Below are 21507 nucleotides of genomic sequence, written 5' to 3' on the forward strand. Positions count from 1 at the left end.
GCTTGCTGATTTACTATTCATTTTCTACTTTTTCTTGCTGATTTACACAGTGATAACATTGTCCTTCCCATAATGCAATACTCATATCGCCCCATGCTATTTTTTCACCACACCACTCATTAGGACACTCTTCCATATATAGATTATTTTCTAACATATCAAGTGCTAATGCTTTTAACTGAGCATCGCTTAATGAATTAAGACCTTTATCCACTGCTTGTTTCGCTGAACCGATTGCAGCAGGATGAATTAAAACATCATCCTCTAATATTTGTTCTAAGTAATCATAAAGACCCCAACTATGTGCATCTTCACCTTTATGATCTGAAGCATCGCTTTTTAAACGCTCAACTAAAGAATCAATCTCTAATTTACTAACCACTTGATTACCTCCTCATTTATTTGGAATACCTCTATTGTACTAAACTATGGAAAAAAGGATAATCATTTACTTATCCGTACTCGTTATAACGGTTAAGGAACAGCAGTGACTGAAATAATGTTATAGTCATCTGACATCTATGCAAATGCGAAAATAAAAAAGGTATTGCGTGCGGGCTTTCTGATGCAAAATGTTAATCAAACTAAAAAAAGAGGAGCAAACACATGGTTTACTCCTCTAACTTTGTTTCTTTACCTTTGGCTTCTTCATAGTCAGGTGTTTTCTTTGATAAGCCAAGACGATCATTTTCACCATTTCCAGGCATGTCGCTCATTTCTTTATACTCGTTTCCAAGTTTTTCATAGTATTTAAAAGTAGTTAATTCACGAGAAGAATCATCAGGCATATAAAATGCGAACTGAATATATTTTCCTCCATCGTAAACCCGAACTATAGAATTAGCCCTCGAAACATTTATTCTAGTATCATCACCTTTATATTCTTTATATTGATTGATTACATCATCAATCGCATCATTATATTTATTGCCGCCGCATGCAGTTAAAACAAACATCATCATCAAACTAAGGAAAATAAAAAGGTTTTTCAAAATAAACATTACCTCCTTTTTCAATATTTAGTATAAACAAACATTTCGATTTTTTCCACCTTTTATCCATTTCCTTTAACCTGCACATTATCAACTAACCAACCATCTTTTTCTTTTTTCATAGTCGTTTGAACAATTAAAACTTGATTCGTAGTAACTGAATTTGCAGTCGTTGAGATTTCTACAATGTTCAAAAACAATTCATGGGATTGATCTAAGGGTTTTGAATAACTCTCTAAAGAAAGTAATTCACTTTGCACACTGACTGTGTGCTTTTGATCAGAGCGAGAAGGGAATGCATAGTCAAATCCTTTTCCAGTTGTATGCTTCTTAACTGTCTCATATCGCTTATCTATGTCCGAGTAATTAAAAAACGCTTCAAAAAATGCCTTGTTTTCCGAAGCGCTGCTTGTTGATTCTATATGGTTCAATTCCTTAATTTTTTCTGTCAAAACTTCATTTTTATCCTTTAACTTTTCAATCTTATACGTTTGCTGTCCATTCGTAAAAAATCCGGTCAGCAGTATCAATAATAAACAAGCTGAAGCCCATGCGATATGTGTTTTCATGTTTTCACTCCTAGTTATTTAATGCGTCCAAAAGATACAAGGTGATCTCTCCAGTAACCTGATTTCAGATCAGAATATTCGATTCCACTGTCATTCGAATTAAACATTCTGCCATTGCCTACATAGATGCCAACGTGAGTAATGGCTTTTCCTTCGTATGTGCCGCCAAAGAACACTAAGTCACCCGCAGTCGCTTCTTTTTCACTTATTTTCTTTGTTGCCCCATGTTGTTCTTGTGCTGTTCTAGGAAGAGTGATTCCAGCTTTCGCAAAAGACCACTGAACAAGGCCCGAACAATCAAATCCAGTTTTCGGATTTGAACCGCCCCAGGCATACGGTTGCCCTTCATACTTTAAAGCTTCTTTCATGACCGTTTCATAAAAATCCATAGAACCATTCACAGGTTTTACATTTTTATCAGAGCCTTTCACATACCTCATGACATGGTCAACATAACTTGGGTCACCGTAGCTTTTCCAGCCCATTTTAAAAGCTTGCAGTCGACTAAAATCAAGTGCTAATTTCTTTGTGTATTTCCCACCATTCTTTTTCACATAGTCTATAAATCCAGAACCAAAGTTGTATGCCTGTAAGGTTAAACGAACATCACCGCCAGCCTGTTTAAAAACCTTCTTAAAATGTTTAATGCCGACTTCAATAGAACGTTCTGGGTCAGTTATGGAGTTGGGAGGTAAGCCGATACTTTCGGAACTTTGCATGATATCTAAAGAACGCCCACCACTTTCCTGCATGGTGAGCGCCATTATAATATTCACTTGGTCAAAAACGCCTTCCTGACGGGCGTATTTCTCAAATACCGCCCTAAATCGTTCAACTTCCGGTGCAATGCCAACCGTTTCATATTCGCCATCCCCGCCGCCTATAAAATCGTCTCCGACTTGATTTTCTCTTGAAATCGTCATAACCACTGCGATACATAAAACAAAAAAGAAGATAAAAGGAGCCGAGAACACCAAAGGAAGAACTACCTTTTTACTTATCATCTTGTTCTTTCATCCCTTCTCAGTCGATCTTCTACTTTTGATGAAGAGCGTCTTGCAATTTCATTCAAAGACACTTGGTCAAATGAATTAACGCTTTGTTCAGTCCGTTTAATGCTAGGTGCTGAAGGCTGTTTTTCTCTTGATACAGTCTTATTTTCAGAAGGAGCAACAGCCTGTTTTTCATCAACACGAATACCATCTGAATGAACTTTTGCGGGTTCAGATGGTCTGATTTCACGTTCGTTATTGGCAATAGGCTGATTTTCTACTTTTGTAGATTGAGGACTTTCAAAACCGAACTGCGGTTCAGGTTGATTCATCATGACTTTTTGATCTGATCTTTTGATCTCTGCAGATCTCTCTTGTGCTAAAGGCTCACTCTTTGAAACAGAATCATCTTTCTGCACTTCAAAATCTTGTTGCTTATCTGTTTCAGGATTTTGCTTTTGTTCTTCATAAACATACGCTTTCTGATCAGTGCGTTCTGTATCTTTATCATTCTCTTGTAAGACAGGCGCTCGATTAGAAGCAATTTCTTCTTCATGTTGTAATGATGCATCGTCAGTTTGTTGCTGGTTATTTGGCTGTTTAAGAAGTTGTTCAACATATTCTTTTTGATCTGTTCTAGCTGATTCATCCTTTTTATCCTGCAAGATAGGTGCTCGTTTGGATAAATCCTCATTTCCTTCATTCAAAGCGTCTTTCAGCATAGGAGAATTTATTCCGTCTTTTCTCAATCTGTCTAAATGGGATTGGTGTTTATTTTCTTTTGCATTCGCAAAGGCTTCTTTTGGTTTTTGCTTTTCTTGTTCTTTCGATAGAGTTTGAGGATTTCGTTTTAAGTTTCGGCTGTTATGACTAGCTATTCCGTTAGCAGTCTCTTTTTGTGGAGTTCTTGAAATGGCGTGAGTATTATCATATCCCATAGCAGCCCCACTCGGTGAATTGCCGCCACCACTTGGAGCACCAGTTACGCCATCAGCATTCGAACCGTCTTTTCTTCCCCCAAAATGCTTTGTAAAGTCAGTAAATACGCCGCCTCCGTTCCCCCATACTCCACCTATTTTCTTTGCTTGTTCCCAAGCAGGCTGAACAATGTTTTGTCTCATGTTTTCCATCATATTATTATCAACTGAAACTACTTTTCCAGCAGTCACAAACTTGATAATGGCATCCCTCTTGTGAAAACCAATCCACAAAATTGAGGCAAGGACAGCAACATTCAAAAGATACATTCCGAAACCGTTTGGAGGTATTAACTTGTCAACGATAAAACATGTCACGTACACAAACAGAACAATAATACCTAACATTGCTTTCAGTAGATAAACACTCCCCAAACGTCCAAGAGTGACAAATCCAGAGTAAGCTAATTGGGGAACATACGCTAATATGAAAGCGAATGGTACGAAAAAGACAATGACTAAAGCAACAACTTGAAGCAAGAAATTAAAAAACGCTAGTGCCAAAAATGGGATTCCAATAACAATAGAAGCGACCACAGCAATAAAAGATTCTCCAAGCTGATTAAACACATTTCCAGAAGTCATAGATTCATTTTTATATTCATCAATTTCAGTTTCTTTTATATAATCTTTTTTATCTTTTTCTCCATCCTCTGAAAGCTTATAAGAAAGCAGTTTATCTATACGATTAAGTCCGCCTTTATCTGTATCTTTCTCATTGATTTTCTTTTCGCTTGTTTCATCAAAATTCACAATTAAAAAAGGCTTCATCAAAGCAATGTCAAAGTAAAGATTACGCATAACCGCAACTGTGCCTTCCATTTCCTTTCCTTTTTCAATCGCAGAACTGTCCGCAAAATTGCCTTCATCTTGAACAATGCCAACCAATCCATTTCCCGCAGTTAAAAGCTTTCCTTGCGCTTCTACAGACAAGGCATTCAACGCTTTCATGTAATAACCAGCGTTTGACATCCAAAGCCCACCGATCACCATGACACAAATAAATAAAATACTCCGCCGCATGGCTTCTTTTACGCTACCTCTCACACAGAACAAGTAGACAACATAGGCACACGTGAAAATAAATAAAGCTTCACCGAAATTCTTTTTCAGTGTTTTATAAACTGTTTTAGAGACGTTTGTAATGGAGTTTGCGAACTCGTCAATCGGTTGCAAGTTATACAAAATATCCATTCCCGCATCAACCACACGGACAATGTTTCCCGCAAAAGAAAAAGTGACGTTTGTCAGCCCAACAAACGCCCCCTTGATTAAATCGTCAGATGCTTCATTATTCGCTTGATAGCGTGAGATAGGAAATCTTTTCACCTTCAATTCCACGCCGCCGGCTTTCTCAATTTTTGGCTGCGTGGTGGTATCTCCATCAGCCGAAAATACTGTTACAGCTGAAGCGACAGTTAAAAACAGCAACACGATAGCCGACACAATTAGAATCCTTTTTTTCTTCATCACAGCCACCTCCTAATCTAACCGAGTTAATAAATAAAATTGATATCTGGCTTTCTCTAAGTCTCTTTGCGTTAGCAGCACGTTTTCGGGATATCGTTCATACAAGGAAAAACAGATTGCTTTTTGATATTTCATATGCCTAAAAGTCTTTCGGTTTTGTTCAATCTTGATGCCTAATAATTTTTGCAAAAACTGTGCCGTTGATTTATGTCCGATAAAACTTTTGTATCGACCATCATAATGCTTTAGCCATTGTTTAACTTCTTCCAATGTAATCTTTTCAGCTTTATAAAAGCCTGGACTCGTGACCACAAGAGAGTTTAAGAAAGCTATTTCCATGTACGATTCAACCCCTTTTACAAATATTTTTCTTCCGCATATGCGACAGCTTTTTTCTCTACTGTTTTTAAAGCGCCTTGCCATTCTTCGAATAGGCATTCAATCGAAATTTTGGAGGTGCGGCCATAATAATCTTTAAATAAGCATTGACCTTGAAACATGGATTCCATCATTTTTTTGTTTTCTTTTGTGACCTCCATGTTCATCCATTTCAACACTTCTTCTCGCTCATTCGGTTCATCAAAAGCAAAGGCAACACCGAAGTTTCCAGAATCCTCTTCTTTTAAAGCGTCTTTTGTGGATTGGGAAATGAAGTATTCCGCATTGTTGTATGAGCGACCAATCCGGCGCATTTGTCTCTCAACTTTTTTGCCTTGTTGAGAAGTGGTAAATATCCATGCTTCATCTATAAATTCAACGGTCTGTTCATCTGGGTTCATACCAAATAGTTCGCAGAACTTACCAAGTGCAAACATGACGGCACTAGACTTTAGTTGTGATATGGTGTAGTTTTCAAGTCGTTCAGCATGATCTGGCAAATCCATATTTTCAACTTCTAAAATGGTGATTCGTTTTTCAAGTGACAATGCAGGGTTTGAACCATCATGAATACAAAGTTTTAAAATTGAATCTGATACAACCTCATTTAAGTAGTCGCCAGCCTTTTGTACAGCTTCTTCGGGATGGTTCTGCATCTTCCGAATAATATCCAGTGAGCCGACCTGTTCGCCTTTTTGTTTTGCCTCAATTACTTCTGATGTAGCACGAAGGAAAGCCGTGTTTATGTCGTCCTTCCCTTTAAAGTCATATACTTGTTCAAAAATGACTTGAACTAGCTCTTTTGCTTTCATAGGAGGGAGGAAGGAGATAGGATCAAGCGCTCCCCAGTTGTGCGTGTTTTCATGATCTAGTGTGATATAGTTGTATTTCTCTAAATGTGCAATATATAAGGGAAAGTTCTCTCTAATGTACTCATCATTCAAGACTCTTTGAATCCACTTTCTCATTTCCTTTTTAGGGTCTATATACAGAGATTTGATGTTTAACATGCTGATATAGTTAAAGATCAATTTCGCTAGATATGACTTGCCATTTCCTGTGTCTCCTGTGATTAGGCAGTGAGGAGAACGTGTCTTTGAACCTTTTAACTGCTGGTTCGCTAAGAAAGGGTGGAATAAAACAAAATCACGGCTGGACATAATGGCACTTTCTAAGTCGGTGTGCTCTTGGAAACGATCAACCCAGCCGAGAAAGAAGCCGATTTTCGAACCAATATCAGAGTTAACAGCAAACAGACTTTCAGCCACACCGTCTTGCGTTGTTTTTTGAATCCAGTTCTTATCGGTTATGTCTAACTTTTCACCAGGAAGCATTTTATAAAAAAGGTTCAATTGATCAGCCACCGGAAGCCGACAAGTAATGCCAGCGCCTTTTAAATGCCTTTTGACAATCGTTGCTTTTCCCACACATTCTTTTTTTGTCTTTCCATGAACGACTATCACCGACAGCCAGTTCATCACATGCACATCTTCTTTCTTTATTTCATCTTGTAAATGCCTTATCATTGTGGCACTTGTGACAGTGGAAACATCACTTCGATCGCCTGTGCTTTGTTGTTCTTTTTGTTCTTCTTTCAATTGCTGTCTTTTGAGGTTGAGGGCAGGCTTGGTAATGGACTTTGATTCCGTTTGAATTTTCATCTGAACTTCAACAGGGAAGGGAAGAGACTGTGCTTCATAAAACAAATCACTTTCCGACATATTGTGAAGAAATTCGTCAATCACGACAAAAGCTGAATAGCCTTCATCTTGATCACTATGCAAATGCAATACTGATGGGTCAGTGGGGTCTATGATCGTGTTTGTAATAGAGCGAACATCCTTTATCTCACTTTCTTCATTCGTTTGGTGCTTTAACCCACGTACAAAGTGATAACGGTTAATGTATGTCATTTCTGTTTCTGAAAGCCGTTCTCCGCGAACAGAAGCCATGATATTCGCTAGTGTTTCTTCGACTTCCTCATATTTTTCAAAAAAAGAGGTGGAAACATTTTGTTCCCACCCGAGCATTTTCACGACTGTATCAGTCGCTGTATTGAAAAAAGATAATATATTGTCTTTAAGTTCGACACTAATATTTACAAGACTGCTTTTCAGTTTTACACCTAAAATGAAGTCATACTTTGTCAGCCTTCCTAATCGCTGTTCTAACAGCCTTACCGTTTCTTCATTGTAGTAACGTGCCACATCCATTGCATCTGCCGCAATATCTGTTTCTAAATCCTTAAATCGTTTTTCTAATTCATACTCACTTGGATACATCATCAAGTGAAAATCCTCATAAGATGTAATTTCTTCAAAAAGATGCTGCCACTTCTTTTTATACGATTCAACTTTTTCTTTATTTTGCATAGGAATCGAATTGCTTTTTATTCGGTAGTACGCCCACACGTCGCCCGTTCTTGTTAACAGCAAATTCTTGTGTATTGCCTTCATAGGCGTTTTTAGTCTCATTCGAATAATCCACCACCTTCACAAGTTTTCGAAACTCAATTTGTTTTTCATTACTTAAATCAACCTTTCGGTCATTGCAAAACTTCTTTTGTGGAAGCTTAATGAGGAAGTAATACTTTGCAAAATCAATGAAGTATAAATAAATGTTTTTGCCTTCCGGCTTTATTTTCGTAACAAGCATTGTTAAAAAAATCGGTATTCCAAAAATCACGATGATGAAACTGTTATCAAAAGCGTGAGGAAAAATCATCCTCACGCCGTACCAGAACCCAAAGCATAGGCCAACAAAAATGAAATAGTTAATAGCCGGTATTAACTCAACTGCAAAGGGTAACGAATAATTTTCGGTTAATTGCTGAATTTTTTTCGGCTCTCTCATTGCCTTCCGATAGTTGAACACCAGACGCCCCATTCAGATGCCCCCTTACAATTTTTCCATTAGCGCATTGATCCAGCCGGAGAATTCTGACCAGTGTTTAATAACCCACGTTACCGCACTGCCAATACAGCAAACAAAGATAATGCCGCCCATTTTTAATCTCATAAGATTCTTTGCGGCTACGAACATGACCACAATCGTAATGAATTGGATAACAACATCTGACGCCCAACCTTTTACCCCTCCAAGTGTTGGAAGGTCTGCACCAAGAATAAAGAAATTCATGAAATCCATATTTAAACCTCCTATTGATGTTTGAGTTTATTTACATAAAACTGACCGCTGTTTTCCGTAATCTCTAGACTGAATTTTTCATTTACCGGAATGTCATTTTCTTTTTCCTTAAATCGAACAGCACAAAAAACCTCGAAACCTTTTTTCGTCTCGAAGATTTTTACTGACTGTACTGCCCCAAATAACAAGTTTCCTTCCAATGCTTCCGGCTTTTTCATCATATAAACCATTTCTTCTTTCTTTTCAGAAGCGTATTTCTCAAAGAAATTTTGAAGAAATGATTCGATAGATTCTTTTTTCTCGCCTGCATATTCGTCTCTAGTTTCTTCTTTGCCCTTAAAAGCAATATCGCCTTTCAAATCATAAATCTGGGTAAAGTAAGGGACGGCAGACACCGCAAAGGAATCATCTTTATTTGTGACTGGAATATTCAGCAACATTTGTTTTTCAGATTTCTCATTTGTTTTAACCTTTTCTTTCACCTTCTTTTTCTTCTTTCCGTCTTTGACTTCTTTTTCAACTTCCTTTTCTACAGGGTATAGATTTTCATATGTGACCTTATATTGAAAAAGGCTGTTTTTATCACCTTCTTTCACGTTATATAAGCTGTAATCTTTCAACTCTCGATCACCTTTTAAACCATCCACATTGAAGCGTTCTTCATCTTCAAAGTGGTTATCCTCCTGTTTCACCATGTAGCTTTCAAGGCTCTGTATACGTTTTTCAATAGATTCTTGATTGTTCTTCACATTCACATATTCATTGATGAACCCTGATAGAAAGTTTTCAGCAGCAGTCACCGAAATTTTTTGTTTATCGTCATTTGTTGGCTTATTGGCTTCATCTTTCATGTCATTAAGTTGAGAGCGAGTATTAATTGACAGAAGCACAGCGAGCAAGCAGATAAACAGCAAGCCACCGACACAAGACCACAATGTGACGGCTATCAGTTTCGACCTGTCACGAGGGACTTTCTGTTTGTCTTTTTCCGGTCTTTCAATTCGTTTCAGTTTTTGAAAGGCAGACCGAAAAAAGGACTCTTCTTTTTTATCCGAGCCAATTTCTTTATGGAGCAATTCGATTCACTCTCCTTTCATATATTTCTAAGCACTTTCCTCCTGGTTAACTTTCATGTTTCTTGTCATTTTCAAAATGGCTCTCGCCATTTTTTCATAGTTCGGTTCGTTTAACTCCGTCACAATCACTTCCACTGGCTTACCTTTAATTTCAACGACCTCAACACTCTGTTTCATGAAAGACCTCGCTTTCTTTAAACCTGTTTTGTTTTTTCAAGGAATAATAAAAAGGATGCTACACGATGTAACACCCTTTTTATGCTTTGATTCTCCACATAAACTTTTAAGCTAGTCATTCGACCGTCCGGCAAATATCTTGTCTTGTAAAATGTGTAACGATATTCAGCAAATCCTTTTACTCTTTCTCCTTCTACAACTAACATACAATCTCTGCTTAAACTTCTTACAAAAACTAAAGAGGGAATACCAACATTAAAGCCCAGTCTTTTGAAGTGATTATCAACCGCAGACACTTGATCACCTCGTTATATTCGTCCTCCGTTTTTAAGATGATTTTCTTCGTAATCTTTTCTTATAACATGAGGATCATACATTACAAATTCGACAAGAACTCCTCCGTCATCTGATTCCGTTTCATTTTCTTCAAGGACTCTAAAGTGAAAATACAAGTTCGCAACCATGTCCCCGCCGTTATCCTTTCTAACATGAATAATGATCATTTGATCATATCCCGATGAAATTTCATCCCTTAATCTTTCGAGTACGTCATCCAACAAGTGTATATTAAGATGCCTTTCTAATGTGTTTATAAGGGAGGACTCATTTATAATCCTGTAATCCATGTTTTCACCCCTCAGTGATAGTAGGTTATTCCTTCAAATTCGACGCTCCGTTCATCTGTCTCAAAATCTTCATCCTCCAGTATGTTGAATGTGGCTTGAAGTTTAGCATTCACGTTATATATAACCGCAAGAGTTTGGACTATGACTCTTTGAGCAACATCACTGTAAAAGACATCTTCCATCATTTTTTCAATTAATTCCTCAGCAATATCCAAACAGCCAAGAGACTCCAAATCACTCTCTAGTCGGGCCTGATTCAACAGATTAATGTTAAACATCTTATCCCTCCGATTTAAGTTCTTGGGTTTCACCCAAACCCACCAACGGAAGCCCGTTGGATTGCTGTTAATCTATCCCCCTATTCCCCCGAATCATCGGGGGACTCCCTCGCCGGTAGGCAGGAACAAACGGTTGTTTGTTCAATGCCAAGAGGGTTTTGGTGGCGCTGAATATGTCAACTCCTTATCCTCACTTCGTTCCGGTACCGTTGACACATACGTTTAATCGCATCACCTGTGTTTATAAAGATTTATCAGCTTGTTTTTTAAACGACCATATCAGTAACATCAGCTATAAACACATTCAACATTTTTTCATGTTTTTCCGCCAGTTCAGCTTCTGCGATCATATCTGATAGATCAGTTTTCCCTAAGTGCTGATCAGCTTCCAGCACCATTTTCATAGTGGGCGCGCAAGAGTTACGAAGCCAGTTTCTTGATTTTTGATAGAAGTCTTTTTGTGGTTTGACATACAAAGGAAGTTTTCCAACATCACCTATAAATTCAGACCAAAAAAGGCTCGTTTTCCAATGCTCTCTAGTGATGTTTTCATCAGCATCAACGAACCTTACATAGTTATTAATGATCTGCATAGCGATTAAGGTTAAATCCTTTGTTTTCAATAAAGCATCTATAGCCACTTGTGCACGTTCATTTTTAAGCCGCAATTCATAACGATTCCAATCGCCTAGTTCTTCTAACGGAATGTTATACTTTTCTGCTTGTTCATAGTTTTTCTCATAAAAGCAAAGGTACGCTTCTGACTTTTTAGAACCGAAATAAATTGTCGTTCCACCTGTAATGCCATCAGATAGATCAAAGGAGCCATTGAAATCCGATTTTCTAAATCGTGAAATACATTCGCCCTTTTGGGCTTTCTTTAACAGTTGTGGTATAGAAAAGTATGTCTTTTTATCATCAATAGCTAAATCAAAGCGAGTGAACGAACCGCCTTGTTGCATGCAATCTTGAAAGAAGTCGTACCATGTTTTCTTCCGGCATTCCAAGAAGGATTCAAATTGACGGCAACCTTGACCGGACATTTCTATCAAAACACCTCTGTTATCATCTGGCGCAGAATAAAAGACTTTGATATAGTCCAGTTCGTATGTGCCAACGTAGCCATAGAAACCAGATTGTTTCTCAGTCATAAAGTCTTTGCTAAGGTGAAGAACCTCTTCAATAACTCGGTCAACATCATGAGTTTTAAAAGAGACTCGAATATAGTCAACCATTGATACCAAAGGACTTTCAACTGTTTCATTTTTTTCTTTTACGATTACTACCCCCCTGTTAGCGTGGGGGGGTTGTTGTAGCTCATCCATTCGCTTCGCTCACTCCTTCGCCGCTGGCCGTCTGGTCGCTTACGCTGCCGCTGGCGACTGCCGTCGCCTGCGCTCCCTCGACTCCAACCAGCGCATTTTTAATAGATGACATAAAATCATATCCTTTTGGCACAATTGGACTGTAAAACTCTAATATTGAACCTGTGCCGACATAGGCATATCCTCGACCTTTCACGTCTTTTTCCATAAATGTTTTATCAACGTCACCGAACATCATCCCATAACCAGTATCAGACATATTGCCAAGAGCAACACGAAAACTAAATTGATCTCGTATCCCATCAGCTAGATATTTTGCATCTGGTCGCTGTGCCCCTAAAACAAGAAAATAACCAGCTTGACGACCCAACAAAACCAGTTGTTTCATGTAGGATAATGCTTCATTCCTTTCTTTCATATCCAGCAAATCCATAAATGCCACATATTCATCAAAGAAGATAAAGACAGGTTTTAGCCCTAAATAGGCATAGTTTTCACCAGTCTTGTAATTGGGCATTTTCTTCATTTCATCCATTCGTTCCATCATGCCATCAACCGACTTTCTCAGACACATAAGGATGCCATTTTTCTGCGAATAGACTCTTTTCGGGAGCACCTCTTCCAAGTCGGCTAAATCAGCATTTTTCGGGTCTAAGATTTTCACATCTGCCCCAAGTCCTACACACGCTTTTATGACGGTCAACATGAAATAGGTTTTCCCTCCGCCTGTGCTACCGGATATGAGCATGTGAGGTAATTTATCAAACTTCCATGAGACGTGTTTCATTAATGGCAGAACACCGTCTTTAGCGACCGCTTCATCAATAGATATACGATTCTTACTTACGTCATACAGTAACTTGAAACAGACAAATCCCTCTTCCATTTGCTTATCAACCAAGTCACAAAACAAGCCGTTTTCTAAATCCTTTCCTAAGTCTAGGAAGCGATTCTGAAAACGACTCATATCCATAGCAATACGGATATAAATGTGATTGTTTTTAACTCGGTAATAAAACTTAGGAAAGTAAGTGATTTTTTCCTTTGTCCCTGTATCATTTGAGAATAGCTTTTTAACCTTTACATGATCTTTTTCATAAAACTTGTTAGAAAAAATCATTCTTGCAAGCATCTGCCTGTGCTTTAACCTTTTAAAAAGTCCATTAAAGGTTAAATAGGCAACATACACACTTCCAATACCAATTGACAACGAGCAAACCAAACTTTTAACGATCAAAGGTACATTCCATTCAAAGTGATCAATCACTTGAAATACATTAAAGTGAAGAAGGTGATCTTTCCAAAAGAGAAACATAGATAACAAAAAAACAGGCACAAAGATAATTGCGCCTGCTAATTTTACATTATTTCTCATGTACGGGCGGATTCGTTTACCCCTGTACTTCCAAAACCTTTTATTAAAGAAATCACTAATATTGATCATTAGAATTCATACCCCGATGATTTTTCTCTACAAGAGTGACAATACGTTTCCCACACATAACCTCTTGGGACTTCTTCTTGATAATACTCTACAGCATTATCTTCCTCACAACAATGACATTCGCCAAGTTCAATTGTAGGGATAACGACATTCTCAAAGTACACAGATTTAACGGTTTTCACTTCGCCATTACCTCCGTTTTCTTCAACATAATCAAAATAACTGTACTCGACTAAAAAATTATTTCTTATCAGAAGTTCCTGGTGTTACTGTTTTGTTTGCAGGACTAGACCCAGTGCCTTTTAATACGAGATCTTCAGCTTCAACAGTCCAGTTCACATTAGCAAAAGTCCCATTTGCTCTAGCAGAAGCCATGATTTTCGGATTTTTCAATTCAACATCCTTAAAGAAATCAAATTCCTTCAAATCCACATAAGCAGGAATTGTCACTTCGATCTGCCCGCCTTGCACACTTGACCCTAGATTATAAATCCTCGATTCCAAAGTATCCGTTCTTTTTCCATCCACATAGGCATAACGCTCACGGTTTAAACCTAAAAATTTCAGTTCACCAAAAGTCATATTGATATCCGGTACAATAAAGTTTAAGTTCATTTTTCATATCCCCATTTCATTTTTATTATTTATTTTCAAAAGATCATTAAATTTCGATTTTATATTTTGGATTCGCTCCGGTTCTGTATCCATCTTGGCGCTTATCAGTTGCTAACGGCTTTATGCCCTCATGGCAACCTAGTAGGCTAATTATAGCCATCAAGCTGACTACAGCTATTCCGCACGCTTATTCTAGCCTGCTACAGCATTTAAAGTGATTGCTGTTCATCACTCAAATACTCACGCATGACATTTCAACAAGAATACCGTATAATAAAAGTGTCTAGTTTTTATTTTCCGGCGTTCTTGATGATTATTCGTCAAGGCGCTTTCTTTGTTTATATGTAGTTTTCAAAGAACAAACACTCCTAGCGACATAAGTTATACAGATCATCGTTATATAAGGTAAACACCTGGTTTTCCTTCTTACTCATTGGACGAGTAGACCAGATACACCACCAATCCCAGCCTTTTAACAGCTCAGATACTTCTTTATTAGCCTTCAAATAATTATCAGCTTCAACAACGAATGTTTCACAAGTGGCATAGTCTTTAAAATGGTTCAAATCCTTATCAGCCTTTAAAGCTTCAACATCAGTAATGATTGTTGCATTCACCCTTATTTTCATCGCATCCCCCCTTTCAAAGGATTCTTAACGGCTCCCTATAGTGGTATATAACGTCACACTATGGCTGATTGCCGCAGCTTTTCAATTTCTTTTCTTCCAATGCCGTAATGCTTACATATCCTGCGATATGAAACGCCTTTTCGCAGTAATTCATTAACATTGTCATTTGTTAAGGGAAGGTTCAAATGATGATTTATAATGACCGAATTAAGAGCAATTTTCATTCGTGCTATCCAATCACCTTCCATTTGTCTGGCCAACGGAACAGCTTCTTTCATAAACAAATGAGTTTGGTTTAAACTGATGACGTTCACCCCGTTGTTTTATAAATATATTTCTCTTCAAATCTGGCACGGCTGACTTTTCCTTTAACAACTTTGTATCCCTCTTGTTTGAGTTCCTTATTTAACTCCCTAATGATTTGATATGCTTTGGCCTGCCCTACCCCCAAAATGTTTTGGATGTTTTCAGCAGTTAAAAATTCTTTCAAACAACTCCCTCCCTTTCTGCCTTTTTCGTCTTTTCGTTTATAAGTTAATTATAATTAAACTATACGTTTAAGACAATACAAAATTAAACTTTTTGAATAAAAAAATAGGTTTTTTTGATTTAAGTGCAAAAACTCACGTTACATATAATGAATGTAAAACCATTATATTTATGCATTTAGTTTAAGTCAACATTATAATTAAACTTTTCGTCAATATAATCGATAAGTCCTAGCTTGGTTACAATTAATGGTGATAATATAAAAATAAACTTTCTGTAGATTGGACGAATTCATATGAGTTTAGGAAAACGATTAAAAGAAGCGAGAAAAAAACGTGGACTTTCTCAAATTGAAGTTGCTCAAAAACTTAACATTTCTAACCAAGTCATTTCTAATTATGAAAGAGATTTTCGTGATCCAGACACTAAAACATTAAAGCAATTAAGCGACTTGTATAATGTTTCAACTGATTACTTAGTAGGTAAAGCCCCAGTTGAAAGCAACAATAAAGCTTCAAAATTGACCCAAACATTTAATGAAGTAATTGAGGAACTAAAAGATGAGGATACACTACTCTTTAAAAATGACGGTGAGTTTGACGAAGAAACAGCTCTCCTAATTAAGAAGGCATTAAAAAATGGAATAAAGCTTGTAGATGAATTAAAGAGGAAAGAGTGATACCAATTTATACGAGCAAAAACATAAAACATAAAGTACAGTTAATCTTGTTGAGTTACGGAACTAATGATGTTTATGAAATTTGCGAACAACTAAATATAATCATAACAAAGAACAACTTAGGACAAGCCGAAGGGTTACTTCAACATCTTAAAGAAGAAAATCGTTATATAATCCATACAAATGAAAAACTAACGCACCAAACAATCCAAAAATTCATTGTTGCCCACGAACTAGGACATTATTTCCTCCACAAAAATTTAAATGCTTTTAAAGTGGCTAATTGCTCCGCTGTCTTAAAAGATAAGTTAGAACACCAAGCAAATATATTCGCTTCTGAATTGTTACTCCCGGACAAATTATTAAAAGAACATTTATTCGAAATACAAAACTTAACAATCCATCAACTTGCATCTTTCTTCAATCTACCAACGCATGTCATACAGCACAAACACTCACAATTGAAACTTTTGTCAAGAAACCGAATGGAAACAGGAATTAATCATGTATGCGAAATCTCTATATAAAGAAAAAAGCCCACTCACGAAAAACGAGTGGGTTTACTTTAGCTTCCAAGTCGATCTGATGCAATACTAATTACGTTATCAGATTTAGCTTGATGACCAAAAGTGTCTGAATTATGGGATAAGCCCAGCATTGTCATCCCCATTAAAATCGTCATTGATAAGGCAATCATTTTTTTCTTCATGAATAATCTCCCCTTTTCGAATTTCATTTCTGGCTGCTATTACCTTACGATAATATTCGTTAGAGAGTGAAGAATTTCCTTTTTCATAATAAAACTCTGCAACTTCATGAGCATATTCTTCAATATCAGCAAATAATTTCTTCGATTGAAAGTAATCTAATGCCTCGTTAATTAAAGAAACATCTTCATTGGAAAAATACAGTCCCTTTAACAATTTGAATTTGGCTTGGTATTCATAATCATTGTTGCGCAGAGCAACGGAACTTCCTTGTTCAAAATAAAGAAGAGCTTTATTCATTTCTCCTTTTTGTGCTAATACATGGGACAAATTAAATAAAGTTTTAGACATGAAAATATGCTTTTCCTCTTGAAAAACTTGCAACGCCTTCATGAGGTTTTGAATCGACAAATCATATTGACCAACACTCCTATAAACAATTCCTAAATTCATATGAAATGTTGCAATGAGATATTTTTTACCGATTTTAAAAGCATCCTGTAATCCTTTTTTCAATTCCTTAATTGCACTATTGTAATTTAAAGTATCAATTAAATTTCCAGCTACAATAAACCTGCAATGAAGTATTCTTTCATCATGAATGTCAAATTTCTGGTATATCTTTATAGCTCTCTTTGCATAACTCAGTGAAAAATAAGTTTGTTTCATATAGTAGTATACTTCTGATACTTTAAAATAATATTCTCCACGTTCAATTTCATCTTCAATCTCTGATAACTTGGTTTCAGCAAAACTATAGGCGTTTATTGCAGAAACAAGTTCTTTTCTTCTGAATTCGTACATTCCCATGAAAAAGAAGAAATAATACTCAAGCATTTTTGATAAACTACCTTCTTTTTCTTTCAAAATTTCGTAAGTATTCCTAACTTCTTCAACGTCTTTTGATCTCAAATAAATTAGCATTAGCTCATGTCTAAAATCTAAAAGTTGATAATATAGGAGGACATCTTGCTTCATTTCAACTTCTTCTATAAGGGATTCAATTTCTAACTTCTTCTTTTGGGCTTCTTCAATCATATTTTTCTTTATGGTTGTATACCATGAATTCAACTTTGATATTAGAATCTCATATGGAATCCTTTCTTTTTTTATAGACGTATGATCCAAGAAAATCTCACCCCACATGTTTACAAAATTATTCGAATATTTACATTAATTGTATTATGTCAGATCAAAAAGCCATTTACAATTCCTAATGTAAAAAGGTACATTTTAGCTACTCCATAGCTATATGATTGCGTTTTTTTTTCGGTAATAGCAATACTTTCGAGACTTGACAGTAAAGGAGAGAACATCAAAAAAAATCGCTAAGTCAGCGATTTCAAGAGTATTACTTATCCATTGTAACTCTCAGGAATGAGAGAGAATTTAGCATCAAATGAATATTCATTATAATTAAGATGAAGCTGTCGAAACTCATCAATTTTTATTATGTACTTGGTTTGAAAAGATTTAAAATTAATATCATTGTATGTTAATGTAAGTTCTAATTCGGGAAAAACTTTGTTTCTTTTTATATTTCGAAAAGATATATCACGAAACAAACAATTAATTAGAATTACATAATAACTAGGCAAATTTATCTCTACACTACCTTCTGCAGGAATAACATCTGCTCGGCGTTTAATTTGACTTGTACTTAGAGGTAAACTATGTGCAAAATTTTCTCCAACTACTGTTATTTCATAACGATAATGATCATTAGAAAGTATGCCTTCAGTATTTTCGTGTATACCAACCTCATACCCTTCAATTTTTAATTTGGGTAACTCTCTCTTAATCTCATCAAAATTACGAAAAGCAAAATTATAGGTTAAATTAAAAGCTGGCGTTCCTCCAAAATTATAAACTGGTATAGTTGTTTCTGAAAAATAGTCGTCTATCTTACAATTATTCCAATCCAAATTTAATTTTGGAAGTTCTAATTTGAAATTTTTGATTACTGGTGCAACTACTGGTATTCTTTGTTTTTTAAAATTCCTATTTTGAATTGTTATTGAAGCAATAGCTACAATAACAGCCGCTAATGAAATTAAAGGCGATAACCAACTCATATTTCATCTGTCCTCCAATAGATTTATGCAATATATGTTATTATTTTATTAATTATACATGTTTCCCAAAAGGTTACGCTAAATGAAGTCGAAAAAGTCCGATAAGTTTTTTTTGCAAAGTCTATTCTTTAAACCTCAAAAGAATAAGTTAAAGGGAACGCATTAAACTTCAATATATGTGTTACATTAATGAATAAGAAAATTAGAAAGAAGGTGATCCCATGCCCACTAACAATAAGCCCAATAGATTAATCGCTGAGAAGTCTCCATATTTACTTCAACATGCTCATAACCCTGTAGCTACACGCACATGTCATTGGTGCCATAACAGACACCACTAGATTTAATTTTTAATTTAAAACGCATCTAACACATCTTTTTCCTTCGTCAAACTTTCAAATCTTGATTCTCCATTTACATACCAAATATTAAAATAAGTATTTGAACAGAATGATACATAAATGGTTAATTTTACAGATAGTGCAAAAGACCCTATAATAGAAGTGTCAAAGAGAAATGGGGGAGAATAATGAATACACAACATCCAGATGATATTATTGAGAAAGCAAAAGATTTTTTTAGAAACGAAATAGCAAAAAGTCATCTTGCGAACACTTTAAAGTTGAAAGAATTGAAACATTTATCACTGAATCCATTTTTAGATAAGTACAGAGCTAACTTTTTAGCAGGGAATGATGATCCGAAAAACATTGCAAGAGCATTAGTTTATCCAAGAGTATTAGGCACATCTTTAAACACAACATTTGGAAACAAGTTGCAGAAATTCTGTAGTGACGTCTTGGATGGTTTCGCCTCAACTACATCTGGAATTGATATTGAATTCGTTGATAAGTTAGACGGCAATAGAAAGTACTGTCAAATAAAGGCTGGCCCCAATACAATTAATGCTGACGATGTTCCAACTATTAAAAATCACTTTTTAGGGATCAAAAATCTTGCTCGAACAAATAATTTGAGTATTGGATTTAATGACCTTGTTGTAGGTGTGTTTTATGGTTCCGATGATAAATTAAGTGGTCACTACAAAAAAATCAAAGAAGAATATCCAGTAATTGTAGGTGCTGAATTTTGGTATAGACTTACAGGTGAAGAAAACTTCTATAAGCGATTAACTGATGCAATAGGAGAAATTGCATCAGAGTTTGATGGATCAAAACATATAGAAGAAGTAATTGATAGTCTAGCCAAACAAATAGAAGAGGAATTAAAAGAACAAGAGTCTTTGGAAGAATAGTAATGAAAACAGGGATGTATAGTTTTCATCCCTGTTAATTTTTCCACAGAGAAAGCAGAATGCTCATGTTAGCTGATTTAGTGTGCTAATTATAGATAAACCAATAGCTTTAGCCATATTTACTGGAACGGCATTCCCAATTTGCTTATAAGCATTGTTTGTTGAACAATCAAAATTCCATGAGTCAGGGAAACTTTGTATTCTAGCATATTCTCTTACTGTAAATGGTCTGGTTTCATCTGGATGACATCTTTCTGTTTGCTTTTGTGCGGGAGAGCAAGTTAAAGTCAGAGAAGGCTCATCCCAAGATAATCTTCTAGCCATCCCCGTTCTTCCACCACCTGAGTAATAACTTTTTCCCATGTATTCTTTCGCTATTTCGTCAGGAAGATCTCTCCAGTAGCCACCAGGAGGGACGAGATCTAAAACTCTTTTTTTCGATTCTGGATATTTTGCTCCCTCAGATTCTGGAACATTTTTTAGAACATCCTTTAATGTAAGCTCATATCCATAAGGTTGCGGGAAGAAATAATTCGCCTCGTATTTCTCTACTAAATCATTTCTAATACCAACTAATACTATTCTTTCCCTCTTCTGTGCTACATCATAATCTAATGCTCTTAAAACTTTCCATTTTACTGTGTAACCAATATCAGAGAATACTTTTAACATAAGAGCTAAAGTTCGACCATTATCATGATTAACTAACCCTCTTACATTTTCAGCTAAGAACATTTTCGGAAGTAACTGTTTTAAAACTTGGGCATAGTAATAAAACATTGTACCTCTCGCATCGGATAACCCCATTTTCTTTCCTGCATAACTAAACGCTTGACAAGGATAACCTCCAGATAGTAAGTCTAATTCTCCAATTGGAACATTTACAAAGTTTTTAATCCCTTCTTCAGCAACATCAATGATATCCTTCTCAATAACATTCCAATGAGGTCTATTTTTTCTCAAAGTCTGACAAGCATATTTATCAAACTCAACAAGACCTCTAGATTTAAATCCAGCTTGTTCTAGTCCTAATGCTAACCCACCAGCTCCAGCAAAAAGTTCTACTACTGAATAATCTTTATTAGCTTTAATATCTCTTATATCTAAAAACTCATTACCTTCAAAACTTGAAACATTTATTTCCTCATCTATATTAGAATCTATTAAATTATCCGTTCCATCTAGTGATAACTCCATTTGTTCAGAATCAATAATTTCTTCAAAATTCACATTTAATATTTCACATAATTTTAATGCATTTGACTTTATAGGATTGAAATTTGGTGACAACAGCATGGAAAGCTGATTTTTACTAATTCCTAGCTGCTCTGCTAATTGTTTTTGAGTTGAAATCCCATGTTTTTTCATATGTAATCTAACTTTATTTTTACTTATAGTATACAATTGAATAACCCTCCAATAGAGTTAAAAAAATATTTAACTTTTATAGGGTTATTATGATCGATTTTTAACTTTAAGTCAATAAAACAAATTTAAACTATTACAGTTTTTATTTGGTGTATAGAATCTTGTTGTGTGGGAAAAAAACCTGAATATTATATACATCACTGTGTTACTTTAGGATATGATAAATTTAACTAAGTATT

General features: G+C 35.8%; 27 protein-coding genes and 1 pseudogene. 4 read left to right on the plus strand and 24 right to left on the minus strand.

Annotation, left to right across the window (positions count from 1 at the left end):
- Nucleotides 1-13 precede the first annotated feature (13 nt).
- The 21 genes from NSQ16_RS21340 to NSQ16_RS21440 all read right to left on the minus strand — a co-directional run bounded on the left by NSQ16_RS21340 (nt 14) and on the right by NSQ16_RS21440 (nt 15185).
- A complete protein-coding gene (locus NSQ16_RS21340; RefSeq protein ID WP_144486887.1) occupies nt 14-382 on the minus strand; it encodes a hypothetical protein in 369 nt (122 codons plus the stop codon).
- Between the two features lie 229 nt (nt 383-611).
- Entirely contained in the window at nt 612-992 is a 381-nt protein-coding gene (locus NSQ16_RS21345) for a cystatin-like fold lipoprotein (RefSeq protein ID WP_088679614.1), read from the minus strand.
- A gap of 62 nt (nt 993-1054) precedes the next feature.
- Nucleotides 1055-1561: a hypothetical protein gene (locus NSQ16_RS21350; RefSeq protein WP_088679578.1), complete on the minus strand. Its 507-nt coding sequence runs from the start codon at nt 1559-1561 to the stop codon at nt 1055-1057.
- Between the two features lie 14 nt (nt 1562-1575).
- A complete protein-coding gene (locus tag NSQ16_RS21355; RefSeq protein ID WP_339232484.1) occupies nt 1576-2565 on the minus strand; it encodes a bifunctional lytic transglycosylase/C40 family peptidase in 990 nt (329 codons plus the stop codon).
- The gene (gene conG / locus NSQ16_RS21360; RefSeq protein ID WP_339232487.1) at nt 2562-5009 is read right to left on the minus strand and encodes a transposon conjugation system subunit ConG; all 2448 of its coding nucleotides are present in this window, start codon (nt 5007-5009) and stop codon (nt 2562-2564) included. Before conG ends, NSQ16_RS21355 begins: the two co-directional genes overlap by 4 nt.
- Before the next feature lie 3 nt (nt 5010-5012).
- Nucleotides 5013-5339, minus strand: coding sequence for a YddF family protein (locus NSQ16_RS21365; protein ID WP_033881975.1), 327 nt, complete (start codon nt 5337-5339; stop codon nt 5013-5015).
- Nucleotides 5340-5356: 17 nt separating this feature from the next.
- On the minus strand, nt 5357-7852 hold the full coding sequence (conE, locus tag NSQ16_RS21370) for a VirB4-like ATPase ConE (RefSeq protein WP_339232489.1): 2496 nt from the start codon (nt 7850-7852) through the stop codon (nt 5357-5359).
- The gene (locus NSQ16_RS21375) at nt 7740-8264 is read right to left on the minus strand and encodes a conjugal transfer protein (protein WP_041516320.1); all 525 of its coding nucleotides are present in this window, start codon (nt 8262-8264) and stop codon (nt 7740-7742) included. The genes conE and NSQ16_RS21375 overlap by 113 nt, the downstream gene beginning before the upstream one ends.
- A gap of 12 nt (nt 8265-8276) precedes the next feature.
- Complete coding sequence (gene conC / locus NSQ16_RS21380) at nt 8277-8525, minus strand: transposon conjugation system subunit ConC (protein WP_339232491.1); 249 nt, start codon at nt 8523-8525, stop codon at nt 8277-8279.
- Between the two features lie 11 nt (nt 8526-8536).
- A complete protein-coding gene (locus tag NSQ16_RS21385) occupies nt 8537-9601 on the minus strand; it encodes a conjugal transfer protein (protein WP_339232492.1) in 1065 nt (354 codons plus the stop codon).
- Nucleotides 9602-9628: 27 nt separating this feature from the next.
- On the minus strand, nt 9629-9778 hold the full coding sequence (locus NSQ16_RS21390; RefSeq protein WP_003328171.1) for a hypothetical protein: 150 nt from the start codon (nt 9776-9778) through the stop codon (nt 9629-9631).
- A gap of 17 nt (nt 9779-9795) precedes the next feature.
- Nucleotides 9796-10074, minus strand: coding sequence for a hypothetical protein (locus tag NSQ16_RS21395; RefSeq protein ID WP_080624166.1), 279 nt, complete (start codon nt 10072-10074; stop codon nt 9796-9798).
- 12 nt (nt 10075-10086) lie between these two features.
- Nucleotides 10087-10404 (minus strand): hypothetical protein, encoded by a 318-nt coding sequence (locus NSQ16_RS21400; protein WP_339232494.1) that lies wholly within the window; start codon nt 10402-10404, stop codon nt 10087-10089.
- Between the two features lie 11 nt (nt 10405-10415).
- The gene (locus NSQ16_RS21405) at nt 10416-10682 is read right to left on the minus strand and encodes a hypothetical protein (protein WP_339232496.1); all 267 of its coding nucleotides are present in this window, start codon (nt 10680-10682) and stop codon (nt 10416-10418) included.
- Nucleotides 10683-10948: 266 nt separating this feature from the next.
- On the minus strand, nt 10949-12007 hold the full coding sequence (nicK, locus tag NSQ16_RS21410) for a DNA relaxase NicK (protein WP_339232497.1): 1059 nt from the start codon (nt 12005-12007) through the stop codon (nt 10949-10951).
- Complete coding sequence (locus NSQ16_RS21415) at nt 12000-13442, minus strand: ATP-binding protein (protein WP_339232750.1); 1443 nt, start codon at nt 13440-13442, stop codon at nt 12000-12002. Before NSQ16_RS21415 ends, nicK begins: the two co-directional genes overlap by 8 nt.
- 249 nt (nt 13443-13691) lie before the next feature.
- Nucleotides 13692-14066 carry a YdcP family protein gene (locus NSQ16_RS21420; protein ID WP_032730573.1) on the minus strand — a complete coding sequence of 125 codons (375 nt, stop codon included), beginning with the start codon at nt 14064-14066 and terminating at the stop codon, nt 13692-13694.
- 46 nt (nt 14067-14112) lie between these two features.
- Nucleotides 14113-14229, minus strand: coding sequence for a hypothetical protein (locus NSQ16_RS21425; RefSeq protein ID WP_339232499.1), 117 nt, complete (start codon nt 14227-14229; stop codon nt 14113-14115).
- Between the two features lie 205 nt (nt 14230-14434).
- On the minus strand, nt 14435-14695 hold the full coding sequence (locus NSQ16_RS21430; RefSeq protein WP_217828095.1) for a hypothetical protein: 261 nt from the start codon (nt 14693-14695) through the stop codon (nt 14435-14437).
- Nucleotides 14696-14748: 53 nt separating this feature from the next.
- Nucleotides 14749-15009, minus strand: a complete 261-nt coding sequence (locus tag NSQ16_RS21435) for a hypothetical protein (protein WP_339232502.1) — start codon at nt 15007-15009, stop codon at nt 14749-14751.
- Nucleotides 15006-15185 (minus strand): hypothetical protein, encoded by a 180-nt coding sequence (locus NSQ16_RS21440; RefSeq protein ID WP_017418449.1) that lies wholly within the window; start codon nt 15183-15185, stop codon nt 15006-15008. The genes NSQ16_RS21435 and NSQ16_RS21440 overlap by 4 nt, the downstream gene beginning before the upstream one ends.
- A 294-nt stretch (nt 15186-15479) precedes the next feature.
- On the opposite strand from NSQ16_RS21440, the gene NSQ16_RS21445 reads away from it, so the two are divergent.
- Together NSQ16_RS21445 and NSQ16_RS21450 are read left to right on the plus strand one after the other, a co-directional pair.
- A complete protein-coding gene (locus NSQ16_RS21445) occupies nt 15480-15863 on the plus strand; it encodes a helix-turn-helix transcriptional regulator (RefSeq protein ID WP_305935182.1) in 384 nt (127 codons plus the stop codon).
- Nucleotides 15860-16390 carry an ImmA/IrrE family metallo-endopeptidase gene (locus NSQ16_RS21450; protein WP_019716392.1) on the plus strand — a complete coding sequence of 177 codons (531 nt, stop codon included), beginning with the start codon at nt 15860-15862 and terminating at the stop codon, nt 16388-16390. The genes NSQ16_RS21445 and NSQ16_RS21450 overlap by 4 nt, the downstream gene beginning before the upstream one ends.
- Before the next feature lie 111 nt (nt 16391-16501).
- Here NSQ16_RS21450 and NSQ16_RS21455 read toward each other — a convergent pair whose 3' ends face one another.
- On the minus strand, nt 16502-17698 hold the full coding sequence (locus NSQ16_RS21455) for a Rap family tetratricopeptide repeat protein (RefSeq protein ID WP_339232507.1): 1197 nt from the start codon (nt 17696-17698) through the stop codon (nt 16502-16504).
- A 227-nt stretch (nt 17699-17925) separates the two neighbouring features.
- Nucleotides 17926-18645 carry a hypothetical protein gene (locus tag NSQ16_RS21460; RefSeq protein ID WP_305935184.1) on the minus strand — a complete coding sequence of 240 codons (720 nt, stop codon included), beginning with the start codon at nt 18643-18645 and terminating at the stop codon, nt 17926-17928.
- A gap of 221 nt (nt 18646-18866) precedes the next feature.
- On the opposite strand from NSQ16_RS21460, the pseudogene NSQ16_RS21465 reads away from it, so the two are divergent.
- Both NSQ16_RS21465 and NSQ16_RS21470 read left to right on the plus strand, forming a co-directional pair.
- Nucleotides 18867-18944 (plus strand): annotated as a pseudogene (locus NSQ16_RS21465) (DUF255 domain-containing protein); the annotation flags it as partial.
- Nucleotides 18945-19174: 230 nt separating this feature from the next.
- Nucleotides 19175-19900, plus strand: a complete 726-nt coding sequence (locus NSQ16_RS21470) for a PmeII family type II restriction endonuclease (protein ID WP_326256215.1) — start codon at nt 19175-19177, stop codon at nt 19898-19900.
- Between the two features lie 63 nt (nt 19901-19963).
- On the opposite strand, the gene NSQ16_RS21475 is transcribed toward NSQ16_RS21470, so the two are convergent.
- A complete protein-coding gene (locus tag NSQ16_RS21475) occupies nt 19964-21304 on the minus strand; it encodes a DNA (cytosine-5-)-methyltransferase (protein WP_231592845.1) in 1341 nt (446 codons plus the stop codon).
- Nucleotides 21305-21507 lie beyond the last annotated feature (203 nt).

Origin of the sequence: Bacillus sp. PS108 (assembly GCF_037963335.1) — a bacterium.
GTDB classification, from domain to species: Bacteria; Bacillota; Bacilli; order Bacillales; family Bacillaceae; genus Bacillus; species Bacillus subtilis.